Genomic DNA, 13,645 nt, shown 5'->3' with positions numbered 1-13,645 from the left:
TAAAGATGAGTCTAACCAGAGGTGAACAGCAATGGCATTTAAGTTAGTGAAACCGACAACTGCATATGAAGCTAGTTATCAGTCATTCCTCAAAGAATGGAAATCTCCGTTTGAAGAATATACTCCGTCCTTCATTCGTAAAGAGATTAATGAGATGAAGGAGTATGTCCAGCAAAGTATAGATGCTGAGATAGGAATCGGACTTCCTGATGGCTGGGTGCCGTATTCTACTTTTTGCTGCTGAAGAATGACCGTATGATTGGTGCTGCGGTTTTGCGACATGAGCTGAACGAGCGCTTAGTTAACACAGAGGGACATATCAGCCTAGGGATTAAGCCGAGTGAAAGAGGGAATGGCTATGGCCGGCTCTTCCTCTCACTGGCGCTTGCTGAATTAAATAAACTTGGAATAAAAAGGGCACTTGTAGTATGCGAAGAAGGGAATATTCCGTCGGAGCGGACTATTATTCATCTTGGCGGAGAAAGAGATGCTGACTTTATAGAGAGGGATGGGACCGTATTACGGCGCTATTGGATCAGTATATGAGAAAAAATGAGCAGGTAAAGAAGTGGATTGAAGATCATCTGAATGTAAAGGAGACTGCCATAACTCAAGCAAAAGAAGGTTTTTTCAATGAAGTATTTATCGTTCAAGTCAATGAGCAAAGAGTAGTTGTCCGTTTATGCCGTCAACAAGATAGAACGATTCAGGAATTAGAAGCTGAAATGCTCTGGCTGGATCATCTCAGCTCCTATGATATTGCTGTCGCTACATCTTTTAAAACCACTGGTGGTCGCTCCGTTTTTCCATTCACGTACAACGGAGAATCCTATTGGCTTTGTTTATTTGAACATACCAAAGGGCAGCCAGTTGATGTGATCGATACTACTGTTTGGAATGAATCGCTATTCCATGAATGGGGAAAGCAATTAGCCTCATTGCACTGCGTAGACATGCTGGGTATTCAGGGGCGACGGTCAGGTTTCGAAAAGCTGCAGCAAATGGAGCTGGAGGAAGAATGGCTCCGTCAAGCATTTCAACGGCTGATGAACCAAATGAGTGGATGGGAACAGAACGCAGAGGTGTATGGTTTTATCCATCATGATCTTCATCAAGGGAATTTTCATATTCGAGAAGGAAAACTGATCGTCTTTGATTTCGATGATTGCGGGAATCATTTTTATGCACAGGACTTAGCGGTTTCCATCTATCATGCCCTATGGACAGGTACATCGTTTCACCCTAATTGGGACGATTTTCCGAGTGTCTTCCTTCACTCATTCCTATCCGGGTATACCTCAAAGAAAACCTTGTCTCGAATAGTGCTAGAGCAGGTTTTGGTCTCCATGCAAATGAGAGAAGTCTTCCTTTATTCACTTTTCAAGAACACGTGGGATATGGATGGCCTGGAGGATTGGCAGAAATGGAAGCTGAACGAACTTGAAAATAATATTAGAAATAACAAGGTTCCTTTCCATAGCGTGATGGAGGCGTCGTTGTATTTGTTTGGCTGATGCGGGCTGACCTTGGAATGGATATAAGAATGCAAAACAGGAGGAGAAAACGAAATGTTTTCTCCTCCTGTATTTTAATTAGCCAATTACTTGTTCTTCTAGCACCTCATTCATTGAAATGCCAAGTGCTTTCGCAACTCCTTCTCCATATGCAGAATCTGCCTGGAAGCAATGGCGAATATGCCGGATCTTGATCTCTTTTGGAGCATCCCCCATGTTGCGTGCTGTATTGCCAAAGAGAACTTCTTTTTGGTCATCATTCATTAAATTGAACAACTTACCTGGCTGTGTGAAGTAGTCACTATCATCCTCGCGGAAATCCCAGTGGGCAGCATCCCCGTAAATCTTGAGTGGCGGCTCCTTGAAGTCCGGCTGCTCCTTCCATTCACCGAAGCTGTTCGGTTCATAGGAAGTCCGGCTGCCATGATTTCCGTCTACACGCATGGCTCCATCGCGGTGGAAGCTATGAAACGGACATTTCGGGGCGTTGACAGGAATTTGGTGATGATTGACTCCAAGACGGTAACGTTGTGCATCTCCGTACGAGAAAAGACGGGCTTGCAGCATTTTGTCAGGTGAGAAGCCGATGCCCGGTACGATCGCTGCCGGTGTGAAAGCAGCTTGTTCCACTTCAGCAAAATAGTTATCCGGATTGCGGTTCAATTCATATTCTCCAACTTCAATGAGTGGGAAATCCTTTTTGTACCAGACTTTTGTCAAGTCAAATGGATTGTAATTCATCTGCAAAGCTTGATCTTCCGTCATGACTTGAATATACATTTTCCATTTCGGGAAGTCTCCGTTGTCAATGCTGTTTAATAAGTCGCGTTGATGGGATTCGCGATCATGTCCGATCAACTCTGTCGCTTCCGCATCGGTCAAGTTTTCAATGCCTTGCTGGGAGCGGAAATGGAATTTAACCCAAACCCGTTCGTTGTTCGCATTGATCATGCTGTACGTATGGCTACCGAATCCGTGCATATGCCGGTACGATTTAGGAATGCCTCGTTCACTCATGAGAATAGTAATCTGATGCAATGCTTCAGGAAGGGACGTCCAGAAGTCCCAGTTGTTTGTCGCGCTCCGCATGTTTGTGCGCGGATCCCTTTTTACTGCATGATTTAAATCTGGGAACTGGAGTGGATCCCGGAAGAAAAAGACGGGTGTGTTGTTTCCGACTAGATCCCAGTTACCTTCCTCGGTATAGAATTTTAGTGCGAAGCCGCGGATATCCCGCTCAGCGTCTGCTGCACCACGTTCTCCAGCCACTGTAGAAAAACGGGCAAACATCGGAGTTTGTTTGCCGACCTCAGAAAAGAGTTTTGCTCTCGTATATTGGGTAATATCGTTTGTTACGGTAAATGTGCCATAAGCACCTGATCCCTTTGCATGCATCCGTCTTTCTGGAATTACTTCTCGATCAAAGTGAGCCAGTTTCTCAATTAGCCATACATCTTGAAGAAGGACAGGACCTCTTGGACCGGCTGTCATGGAGTTTTGGTTGTCAACCACTGGAGCACCAGCAGCAGTTGTTAGCCTGTTTTGAGAACGGTTATCATTATTGGACATGAGTGAAATCCCCCTTGGTTATTGATTTATCAATGTTCAATGATTACTATAGCAAAGTGTAATACGGAAAGCTATCATTTTGTTTATAATAATTATCGACAAATAATTCTTATCAAGAAGATATGATTATTAATATTCGACAGAGGTTTACATGAAAATGTCCGATTGTTACATCAAAGCTTGATTGCTTCTGATGGATTAAAAATGGGAGTGAAGATCTAGAATCAGATGAATGTTTTTGGGTCATAAGAAGCAAAAAGTTTTAAATGACAGATGACTAGCAAACTCATTTTAAGTATACTTTTGATAGAATGAGAGCCGGAAAGGCTAGGATGGAAGTGTGGGTATGACAAAAAGGCAGCTGGTCATCTATAGTTGCTTGACTGTTGTTTTCGTCAGTATAGTTGCATTAATCAGTGCGAATTTCATCTCTACTAAGAAATATGTTCAAGATTCCGTTCAAAGAGAAACGAAGGAGCTCCTTTCTAATTTTGTAGCTGAAACGAATCGTTTTTCTTACGAACGGATTGTAGAACTTGAGTTAATTGCAGATTATCTTCCAACTGTCATGGGAGACCGGCAAGAATTATTGCTGTATCTGCATCGGCAAAATGAAAAGATGCCTTTTTTCGCAGGTCTTGGCATCATTGATGAAAAAGGAGTCATTCTGGCATCGGATGGTTCTGAGTTTAGAGTACAGCAAGAAAAGTCTTTCCGAAAAGCCTTAGATGGAGAAATTGCTTTCAGTGATGTTTTTCGGCTGCGGCAGGATCCGACTCAGAAAGTCATTGCTATTTCGGTCCCCATTTATCAGGATGGTAAACCGCTTGGCGTGCTTTCAGGTGTAGTCAATATGTCAAATATCTTCGGGGAGATCGCAAATGAATCCCATCTGCCCGGAGGGGTTTTCTTATTAAAAAACAATGAAGTTTTCTTTTCCTCTACGGAGGAAGAACGGTTAAGCGACCTTGTACCGGATTATAGTGAGTTCTTATCGACAATCCGTGACGAACCTTCCGGATTTATTAATATTGATCAGAGAACGGCACATTACTTGTCCTATGAAATGACCTGGAATGATTGGATTGTCGTAGTTGATTCGGAAATGAACCCCGATCGGAAGCAGTTGGACGAAGCACTTTGGCAAAATGGTCTTGTTCTTTTTATTTCAGTACTTGTTGTGATTGTCATTGTTATTTATGTTAACCATATCGAACGTGAAGAAAGAAATCGGATGAAACGTGATTTGCTAACAGGGCTCGGAAATCGGCTTCGGCTAGAGGAAGATCTTGATAAGGCATTGACGGCTGAAAAAAACAAGTCATTTTCTATATTTCTCGTTTCAATCGACCGGTTTGTCGATTTAAATGAACGACATGGCTATCATATAGGTGAACGGATTGTATATTATGTATACAAGAAACTGTCAGCCTTCTCAGGGAAAGAACAGGTTTATCGTGTAGGGGAAGATCTTTTTGCTGTTTTCCGATATGGAGGCGGGTATGGGGACGAATCATTCGCTGCCCATTTAGTGGCGTTGTTCAATGAACCGACCGATGTGGGGGTGGAAGCCCCTGTTTGGATATCTGTAAGTGTTGGTATTCGACAGTCGGCATCGGGTGACCAGGCTGGAGAAATCATCCAGGACGCCGCGCATGCAAATCAAGAAGCGCAAAAGGCTGGCGGAGGCCAATACATTCGTATGACGGATGAGCTTTCTGCAGGTTGTGCCCATCGAAGAAAAGTAGAGATGCTATTGGAAAAGGCACTGGAGCGCAATGAGTTGTACATCGTCTACCAACCGATTTATAGCATTGCTCTAAATAAAATAGTCAGTTTTGAATCACTAATGCGCTGGTCATCTCCCGAACTTGGCGAAGTAGGTCCAATGGATTTCATTCCTTATATGGAAGAGTCAGATTTAATAATTCCCATTGGAAAATGGCTTATTCATGAAGTAGCCATGCAAGTAATTCAGTGGGATGAGGAAGGCTTCCGTGATTTTTCGGTCACTGTCAATATTTCAGTCAAACAATTATTGCATCCTATGTTTTTGCAAGATGTTATGACGATACTGGAGAATACAGATGTAGACCCGACGCGTCTCGTGTTTGAATTAACCGAATCGGTTGTAGTAGAAAATATCGAGACGGCAAAAGAAGTGATTTCCACTTTGAATGCTATGGGGATCCAAACTGCGCTTGACGATTTTGGAACCGGCTATTCTTCTTTGTCTATCTTGAGGTTGCTGCCATTTCAATATATTAAAATTGATCGTGCGTTTGTGCGGGAGCTGGAAACGGATAATGGATTATCCAAAGCAGTTTTGCGCGGGGTTATTGGAATTGCAGAGGAACTCGGTTTAGGAACGATTGCAGAAGGAGTTGAGAGACTCGAACAGCTTCGATCATTGGAGATGTTGGGCGCCGAGAGAATTCAAGGTTATTACATTAGTAAACCGCTATTGCCAAAAGAGGCTATCCAGACTTTAAGGAAAGATGAGTGGATATCCCAAGAACATTATGCCGGGTTGAATGGAATTAGCTATAAATAAAAAAGAGGCGCTTTCTATTTATCTACAGAAAGTGCCTCATTTTCATTGCTTAGTTTTTAAAATGGAAGTTTAATGAGATACCCGATCGTCAGGCAAAGGATAGAGGAAATGGCAGTACCGATGGATGCGAAGAGAATATATCTTCTAAAGTCCATTCCGCTTGATCCGGACATGTAACAAATAACGTGGCGCATGCCGGGAACAAAATAGCCAATCGTGACAGCCCAGGAGCCATATCGGTCAAACCATCTATTCACAAGCTGAAGCCGTTTCGGCGACAAAGAAATCCATTTTCCATATTTGTCCAAGAGTGGTTTTCCGATTTTTCTGCCGAACGTGAATGTTACCAGTGTGCCCGACATTACGCCGAGCATTGTCACCGCCATGGCAACCGGATAATTGAATGTGCCGAGTGACGAGAGATGTCCGACAAACGCGACCACCACCTCATCGGGAAGTGGCAACCCGAAAATACCAAGAGCGAGAAATATAAAAATCGCATAATAGCCATATTGTATAAAGAAATCTTGAAATTGCAGCATACAACCTTCTCCAATTTGAATGATAGTTAATTATGTCCAAATGCCGATCGACTCGCCCATCATAATATTTGTAGCTGGTTTTTGCAATAGCTGGAACGATTCGTGTTGCTCAATGAATAAAATAACGGTAGAACCAAAGGAGAAATAGCCGAAGTCCTCCCCTTTTACACAATTCTTTGTATGATTTTGTATGTGGATGCTATTGACATTCAGTGCTCCTACTTTTACAATGGCCACTTGGCCGAATGCAGTTTCCAATTCTGAAATCAATCTGTAATTTGTTGCGAATGGTCGATCGCCCAAACGCAGGCCCAAGTTATTTACAGGATAGGAAACGGTACCTAGCGCATATCTTGAAAGTAAGTTGCCATCGATTGGATAGTGAAAGTGATGATAATGACTGGGAGATAGATAAAAAATACAGTAGTAACCGTTTTCATATCGTTTTGCTATCTTTTCATCCCCCAGAATTTGCTTTATACTGTAGGAATAGTCCTTAATTAAAAAAGTCTGCTCTTTCTCTACTTTTCCCGCGGCACTTAGGACACCGTCTACTGGGGAAACGAGAATATTCGGAGCTGGTTCGATATTTCGAACACCTTGTTTTAAGTTGCGTGTGAAATAGGCTTGAAGGCTGCCGTATGTTTCGATGGCATATTCGGCTTCTGATTCGTTAATCCCATAAGCTTTGGCGAAAGGCTTGATCAATGGCCGGCTTAGCGGGGACTGGGATATAGATTTTAAAAGAGTAGAAGAAACTGGATGCCCTGTAAGTTCTACGAAATATTTAAATAAGGTTCTTTTCATTTCATTCGTCTCCATTGCAATATATTCATATTTGAAATTGATAGGGGGGAAAAACATGTTCTTATCCAGATACTTAGATTATACAAAAGTGAAATCACAATTGGCGAATGCCATTACGTTGTCCAACCTCGGGCTTGGGATTGTCGCAATTATCCTCATTACAAAGGACTTGAGTCACATGAGCCTCGTGTTCATCTTCCTGGCGGCCATATTTGACCGTTTTGACGGAATGGTCGCAAGGCACTTTCAGGCAGAGTCAGACTTTGGCAAGGAATTGGATTCGTTAAGCGACTTGGTTTCATTTGGCGTGGCGCCGGCTCTTTTAATTTATCATACTGATTTATCGATGATGTTATGGGTTGGCATTGCAGCAACGATCTTTTTCATTATAACAGGTGCAGTTCGTCTTGCGCGTTACAATGTAAAAGAATTTGATGGAGCTTTTTATGGCGTGCCGATTACGGCTGCAGGTGTCTTATTGACGCTAAGCTATTTTTTAAGCCCGTATGTGGGACCACCGTTTTTTGTTATCTTGATGTTCGTACTTGGTGCATTAATGGTAAGCAATATCCGAATTGCAAAAGTTTAATTGTTAGTTCAATACAATGTGGCAGGCCGGGAAATGAATTTATTCTCCTGGACCTGTCTTTTTATATTGGAATGCATTTCGAATCGTTACTTTTGACTTCGAGAATATCTTTCAGACAGATGATAATGGTCTTCCTGTCGATCCAAAAACGGGATAACTAAGTGGCTGCGCGATGTGTTAGGACGAATATCGGATGGGAGTAAGGTGGAAGGAGTAATTTTAATAATTAAATGGTATGGTTAATTGTAAGCATGATATGAAGGAGAGAAATGCATCTAAAAACAAAACGTTATCGCTGTCATTTTACCATACGGTTTCTTATGCATAGTCGGGGGATGTCACATCCCCCTTTTATTATGCGTAAAAATCTTTACACAAGCACTTCTTTTTAGTACAATAACTAATGTCATAAATGGAGACGTACCCAAGAGGCTGAAGGGGGCTGACTCGAAATCAGCTAGGGCGTTCACGCGTCGCGGGGGTTCAAATCCTCTCGTCTCCGCCATACATATAAGCTTTTTTGGCATACAGGAAGCATAAACATTTTGACTAAAATAACCCAATCAATTTTGAAGCCGTACTCTATTTTGAGTATGGCTTTTTTGTATTTTATATTATACTATGCCGTTCCCAACTCCGAATTGTGTTAAATCTTTTAAAATACGTCACGTAGCTGGGAGCATAGGATATTACTTTCTTATTACTCATCTGGATTTGTTCATAGTTTTTAGTTGCTTTTTTATCCGCATCAAATTCTCAAGCTTACCATCGACTACAATCGAAGGGACTGCCTGAATTGCATAGTCCATTGCCTTTTCTTTTGCTACAGTGTTTAAGTCCGCCGAATTTAGTGGATAAAGGACAACTTCGCATTTATTGCATACAACTGCATTCACTTGTTTCGTAAGCTCGTGGCATAGGTGTGTATCAGCGGTAAATATTTCAATTCGTTTCGCCATAATTATCTCTCCTTTCTGCTAAACTTTGCATTAGTGGACACATTTCTTTTGGAAGGGGCAATTGTGAGTCTGCAAAATGAACCACATTTTCTAAGAGTGATTTAAGATTGTTTAGTGTAATCAACTGTTTGTTAATTTCTTCTAATTTGGTTATTGCCTGCTGATGCATATCCTCAGTGGGGAAATGCTCCTTCGTAGTAAATATCCGTAAAATCTTTTTAATTTCCTCCAAAGTAAACCCTAAGGACTGAGCATACTTAATCATGGCAATGTCGATAATACTTTCTTCTGAAAAAACACGATAGCCTGAGTCAGTCCTCAAAGTGGGAGCAATCAATCCTCTTTTTTCGTAATATCTAATAGTCGTGATATTCACGTTTGTTTGTTTTGCCAATTCACTAATTGTCATTTTACTCATCTTCTGCCCTCCAACTGTCATTATGAACCTTCTACTATGGTATAGAGTCAATCTTTTCTATTTGAAAAATTTTTAGAGATAACAAGTCAGGTTAAAGATAGCACATTTCAAAGCATCTCAGCCTGGTTGGTTCTTCAAGTCGCCCGAAACTCAAATTCCTTAAAAACGGATGTTTTATTTTATTACACTTGAAACTTCTGGTATGCTGTGAGTAACAGAATGATAAAGTGATTGAAGGTAAATAAGCATAAAAGAAACAAACACGGGGCACTTTGTTATTTACTAGACTTTCGGAAGAGAAAATAGACCGTTTGGTTAGCTAGTCGGAGTAAGGTGACTTGAATGTTGTAAACCAAGCGGCGGATTTGACGATTGAGTATGGTGAAATTAATAATGACTTGTTAAGAAGCGCCTGAACTGGTGCTTTTTTCTCGTAATCCAATTGGAGGTGGTTCTGATCGAACGTGCGTTATCCATTTTAACAACATACTTCGGCTATTCGTCATTCCGGACAGGACAAGAGCAGGTGATCCGCCAAGTCCTTGATGGCGAAGATACACTTTGCGTTATGCCGACAGGGGGCGGTAAATCCATCTGTTATCAAGTGCCTGCCCTCGTGATGGAAGGGACGGTCCTTGTTATTTCTCCACTCATCTCACTGATGAAGGACCAAGTGGATGCGTTGCATCAGCTAGGTATCCCTGCTGCCTTAATAAATAGCACGCTGTCATCAGAAGAATATTTCGGGACGATGGAAAACGCATTGGAAGGCAAATATAAATTGCTTTATATTGCACCGGAACGTTTTGATTCTCCTTCATTTATAGAGCAAATCGGTAAAATGGCTATTTCCATGATTGCAATCGATGAAGCGCATTGTATTTCCCAGTGGGGCCATGATTTCCGTCCGAGTTATCGGATGATTAACCGGATCATTCCGTTTTTCGACAGGAAACCTGTCATTTTGGCGTTGACAGCAACCGCTACTCCAGCCGTTCGGGAGGATATCTGCAAACAACTAGAAATCGGCGATAGTAATACGGTGATGACCGGTTTTGAGCGGAGCAATTTGACATTCTCCGTCATTAAAGGCCAAGACCGGGAAGCGTATGTGAAAGACCATGTCCGAAAGAACAGCGGGGAAGCCGGCATCATTTACGCCGCGACTAGAAAAGCAGTCGACCAATTGCACGCTACATTAACGAAGATGGGATGCCAGGTCGCGAAATATCATGCAGGACTATCGGATGTCGAACGACAAAAGGAGCAGGACAGGTTCCTAATGGATGAAGCTGCTGTCATGGTAGCGACGAATGCGTTTGGAATGGGAATCGATAAGTCCAATATCCGATACGTCATCCATTATCAAATGCCGAAGAACATGGAAAGTTATTATCAGGAGGCGGGACGTGCCGGGCGGGACGGTTTGGACAGCGAATGTACGCTGCTCTTTTCTTCCCAGGATGTGCTGACGCAGCGATTCTTGATTGATCAATCCCAGGATATGAACCGGATTCCAGCGGAACTGGAAAAGCTCCAATCCATGGTGGACTACTGCCATACCGAATCGTGCCTGCAAAAATTCATCATTTCCTATTTCGGGGAAACAGAAGTGGCAGACTGCAAACGATGTGCGAATTGCACGGATACAAGAGAAAGTTTTGATGTAACGGTAGATGTTCAGAAAGTGCTTTCCTGTGTAATACGGATGGGGCAGCGCTTTGGAAAGACATTAATTGCACAAGTGCTGACTGGCTCACGCAATAAAAAAGTGCTCGAATTTAATTTTCATACGCTATCCACATATGGCTTAATGAAAGAACGGAACTCAAAAGATGTCTCGGATTTTATCGAGTTCATTATCTCAGAAAACTATCTTGGCGTGGAGAATGGACAGTTTCCAATCATTTATGTAACGGAACTAGGGAAAGATGTTTTGACCGGGAAAATAAAGGTCTTTCGGAAAGGTACCGTTAAATCAAAACAAATTACGAAAGAAGATCCGCTCTTCAATCAATTGCGCGCCTTGCGGATGCAATTGGCGCAAGAAGCGGGCGTACCGCCATTTGTTGTCTTTTCGGACAAGTCATTGCGTGATATGGCTGCAAAAATGCCGACGTCTGAAGAGGAGTTCCTGGAAGTGAATGGGGTAGGGACAGCCAAAATGGAGAGGTATGGGGAAGCGTTTATTCAGGAAATCATCACCTTCCAATCGGAAGCAGTTACCAATTAGGAAAACCAGGCAAGCGATCCGCGTGGATTGTCTGCCTGGTTTTTCTTATGCATATCTTTTCTTTTTTCTCATGCCGAGAATGGTATAGAGGGCGATGCCAATCAGAACGAATCCCGTTACCATAAATCCTCCGTTATACGTTAGATCTAAATAGCCGATTACACTGGAGCCAGCCACAACCCCGATGGAGAAGAATGCATAGAAATAGCCGTACGCTTTTCCTCGATACTCTGGTGATGAAGAGTCGATGAGCAACGAGTTAATTGATGGAAATAAAAATGCGAATCCAATTCCGTAAATGGCAAGTGCCCCAAATAAATAAACCAAATCATCCATTTGACTCAAAAACAGCATGCTCACTCCCATGATGGAAATGCCAAAAGACAAAGTGACCATTGGACGCACGCGGTCGAAGATACGGTTGATTGGCAATAAAAAGATCAAAATGGCAACGACGCCAAAGGTACTAAGAAGCATTCCTGTCATCTTCGTATCAAATCCGAGTGCTTCCACTTTCAAGGGCAGAATCAACGCCAGGACTCCTTGTGAAAACATGAGGAAAAAGGCACCTGCAAACGCACGTTGCATGCCTGGATGACGGAACAACTCGCGTACTTTGAAATGCTGGCCGGTAGTGGATTTTCCTTTCCGTTCAAAAGAAAAATTGCGCAGGAAGAAAATAGCGAGAATCGCGAGAATCAGCATGATGACTCCGTTGATCACCATGATAGAAGCAGCGGATGTTTTGGAAGCAACGATGCCGCTGTAAGCTGGTCCTATAATTGCCGCCATGCCGACAAATACTCCGGATATGGCGACGCTACGGCCTCTTTTCGATTCTTTTGCACGATTTGCAAGGAAAGTAAAAGCGGCAGGTACAATCAATCCTTCCATAAAACCATGGAGAAAGCGAATGCCAAGCAAGGAATACGGGCCAACCACGAACATATAAAGATATAAGGAAACGCTTGAAGCGAATAAGCCGGTCAACAAGACGAGGAAAGGCCCCTTCCGATCGGTCATAAACCCTGAGATGACATTGCCAATCGTGTTGGAGAATGAATAAATTCCGACGGCCAGCCCGGTCAAAAATGAGGAAGCTCCTAGCGATAGGGCAAATGGACTCATAATCGGCAATTGGGAAAACAAATCAAAAAAAGAAAAGAACACAATTAGGTACACAAAGAAACGCATAATACGGGCCTCATTTCAAAACTTCGTAGTCCTTTCTACTGTACCATTTTTGAGGGAGGAGTGGAAAAGGATAGTTTGTGAACGAAAAAAATGAATGGTAAAAGTAATGTGATAACGGTAGAATGGTAGAATAAAAAATCGGTTAAGGGATGGTGCCAGCTATGGAAGACAAAATAAAAATCGGAATTGTTGGATACGGTAACTTAGGAAGAGGCGTGGAATCCGCAATTGGGCAGAACAGCGACATGGAACTCGTTTCAGTATTTACGCGAAGAGAGCCTGACAGTGTTTCGTTATTAAATTCTGCTATTCCCGTTCGTCCATTGGCTACAATCGAGGAGTATAAGGAAGAAATTGATGTTTTGATTTTATGTGGAGGTTCCAAAAACGACCTGCCAGAACAAGGGCCAGTTCTTTCTGCTTCCTTTAATACTGTTGACAGCTTCGATACACATGCGAAAATACCTGAGTATTTCGAAAGCGTCAATGCTTCGGCTAAACCAAATGGCAAGACAGCGATCATTTCCGTCGGCTGGGATCCAGGATTATTTTCAATCAATCGTTTGTTTGGAGAAGCAATTTTGCCGGAAGGAGCAACATACACATTTTGGGGGAAAGGCCTCAGCCAGGGACATTCGGATGCTGTTCGAAGAATCGAAGGAGTTAAAGGAGCTGTTCAATATACGATTCCGGTAGAAGAAGCAGTGGACCGCGTTCGTAGCGGCGTGCAACCGGAGTTGTCCACACGTGAAAAGCATACTCGTGAATGTTTTGTCGTCCTTCAGGAAGGTGCAGATGCAGAGAGAGTGGAGCGGGACATCGTCACTATGCCCGACTACTTCGCGGATTATGATACGACGGTTCATTTCATAAGCGAAGAGGGGCTTGCAAAGGATCATGCTGCCATGCCGCACGGCGGATTCGTAATCCGAAGCGGGAAAACAGGCGAAGCGAGCAATCAAGTGATGGAGTTTTCATTGACGCTAGACAGCAACCCTGAATTTACGTCGAGCGTGCTAGTAGCCTATGCCCGGGCTGCATACAAAATGAACCGGGCGGGAGATAGCGGCGCGAAAACCGTTTACGACGTTGCGCCTGGTTTATTATCACCAAAGAGCCCGGCAGAACTAAGAAAAGAACTTTTATAAAATCACCAGTAAACAACAAGCAGTTTACTTTTGAGCAGCCCCCAATTGTATGATGATTGCAATTGGGGGTTCATTTATGAAATAAAAGGTGAAAATAGGGCACAGTACTTAAAGAAAG

Annotated in this window: 13 protein-coding genes and 1 tRNA gene; 8 read left to right on the top strand and 6 right to left on the bottom strand. The window is 42.8% G+C overall.

What is annotated here, in order from left to right:
• The first annotated feature begins 31 nt into the window (after positions 1 to 31).
• Genes NCCP2222_RS02465 through NCCP2222_RS02455 form a run of 3 tightly spaced genes read left to right on the top strand, consistent with a single transcriptional unit; the run spans position 32 to position 1,514 of the window.
• Positions 32 to 244: a hypothetical protein gene (locus NCCP2222_RS02465; RefSeq protein ID WP_248509274.1), complete on the top strand. Its 213-nt coding sequence runs from the start codon at positions 32 to 34 to the stop codon at positions 242 to 244.
• A gap of 11 nt (positions 245 to 255) precedes the next feature.
• Entirely contained in the window at positions 256 to 546 is a 291-nt protein-coding gene (locus tag NCCP2222_RS02460) for a GNAT family N-acetyltransferase (protein ID WP_248509272.1), read from the top strand.
• A complete protein-coding gene (locus NCCP2222_RS02455) occupies positions 543 to 1,514 on the top strand; it encodes a phosphotransferase enzyme family protein (RefSeq protein ID WP_248509264.1) in 972 nt (323 codons plus the stop codon). Before NCCP2222_RS02460 ends, NCCP2222_RS02455 begins: the two co-directional genes overlap by 4 nt.
• A gap of 78 nt (positions 1,515 to 1,592) precedes the next feature.
• On the opposite strand, the gene NCCP2222_RS02450 is transcribed toward NCCP2222_RS02455, so the two are convergent.
• Positions 1,593 to 3,083 carry a catalase gene (locus tag NCCP2222_RS02450; protein WP_248509262.1) on the bottom strand — a complete coding sequence of 497 codons (1,491 nt, stop codon included), beginning with the start codon at positions 3,081 to 3,083 and terminating at the stop codon, positions 1,593 to 1,595.
• Positions 3,084 to 3,429: 346 nt separating this feature from the next.
• Here NCCP2222_RS02450 and NCCP2222_RS02445 point away from each other — a divergent pair, with 346 nt between their 5' ends.
• The gene (locus NCCP2222_RS02445) at positions 3,430 to 5,637 is read left to right on the top strand and encodes a bifunctional diguanylate cyclase/phosphodiesterase (RefSeq protein WP_248509260.1); all 2,208 of its coding nucleotides are present in this window, start codon (positions 3,430 to 3,432) and stop codon (positions 5,635 to 5,637) included.
• A gap of 56 nt (positions 5,638 to 5,693) precedes the next feature.
• Here NCCP2222_RS02445 and NCCP2222_RS02440 read toward each other — a convergent pair whose 3' ends face one another.
• Positions 5,694 to 6,179, bottom strand: a complete 486-nt coding sequence (locus NCCP2222_RS02440; protein WP_248509259.1) for a DedA family protein — start codon at positions 6,177 to 6,179, stop codon at positions 5,694 to 5,696.
• 30 nt (positions 6,180 to 6,209) lie between these two features.
• Complete coding sequence (locus NCCP2222_RS02435; protein WP_248509258.1) at positions 6,210 to 6,986, bottom strand: phosphatidylserine decarboxylase; 777 nt, start codon at positions 6,984 to 6,986, stop codon at positions 6,210 to 6,212.
• A 55-nt stretch (positions 6,987 to 7,041) separates the two neighbouring features.
• On the opposite strand from NCCP2222_RS02435, the gene pssA reads away from it, so the two are divergent.
• Together pssA and NCCP2222_RS02425 are read left to right on the top strand one after the other, a co-directional pair.
• Positions 7,042 to 7,575: a CDP-diacylglycerol--serine O-phosphatidyltransferase gene (gene pssA, locus NCCP2222_RS02430; protein ID WP_238082476.1), complete on the top strand. Its 534-nt coding sequence runs from the start codon at positions 7,042 to 7,044 to the stop codon at positions 7,573 to 7,575.
• A 414-nt stretch (positions 7,576 to 7,989) separates the two neighbouring features.
• Positions 7,990 to 8,080, top strand: a tRNA-Ser gene (locus NCCP2222_RS02425).
• A 199-nt stretch (positions 8,081 to 8,279) separates the two neighbouring features.
• Here NCCP2222_RS02425 and NCCP2222_RS02420 read toward each other — a convergent pair.
• Positions 8,280 to 8,534, bottom strand: a complete 255-nt coding sequence (locus tag NCCP2222_RS02420; protein ID WP_248509252.1) for a hypothetical protein — start codon at positions 8,532 to 8,534, stop codon at positions 8,280 to 8,282.
• The gene (locus NCCP2222_RS02415; protein WP_248509251.1) at positions 8,518 to 8,952 is read right to left on the bottom strand and encodes a MerR family transcriptional regulator; all 435 of its coding nucleotides are present in this window, start codon (positions 8,950 to 8,952) and stop codon (positions 8,518 to 8,520) included. Before NCCP2222_RS02415 ends, NCCP2222_RS02420 begins: the two co-directional genes overlap by 17 nt.
• Positions 8,953 to 9,406: 454 nt before the next feature.
• Here NCCP2222_RS02415 and recQ point away from each other — a divergent pair, with 454 nt between their 5' ends.
• Positions 9,407 to 11,185: a DNA helicase RecQ gene (gene recQ, locus NCCP2222_RS02410; RefSeq protein ID WP_248509775.1), complete on the top strand. Its 1,779-nt coding sequence runs from the start codon at positions 9,407 to 9,409 to the stop codon at positions 11,183 to 11,185.
• Positions 11,186 to 11,230: 45 nt separating this feature from the next.
• Here recQ and NCCP2222_RS02405 read toward each other — a convergent pair whose 3' ends face one another.
• Complete coding sequence (locus NCCP2222_RS02405; protein WP_248509250.1) at positions 11,231 to 12,379, bottom strand: MFS transporter; 1,149 nt, start codon at positions 12,377 to 12,379, stop codon at positions 11,231 to 11,233.
• Positions 12,380 to 12,540: 161 nt separating this feature from the next.
• Here NCCP2222_RS02405 and NCCP2222_RS02400 point away from each other — a divergent pair, with 161 nt between their 5' ends.
• The gene (locus tag NCCP2222_RS02400) at positions 12,541 to 13,527 is read left to right on the top strand and encodes a diaminopimelate dehydrogenase (RefSeq protein ID WP_248509249.1); all 987 of its coding nucleotides are present in this window, start codon (positions 12,541 to 12,543) and stop codon (positions 13,525 to 13,527) included.
• Positions 13,528 to 13,645 lie beyond the last annotated feature (118 nt).

Origin of the sequence: Sporosarcina sp. NCCP-2222, assembly GCF_023168145.1 — a bacterium.
In the GTDB taxonomy this organism is placed as follows: Bacteria; Bacillota; Bacilli; order Bacillales_A; family Planococcaceae; genus Sporosarcina.
This window is presented reverse-complemented; position numbering and strand designations above follow the sequence as displayed.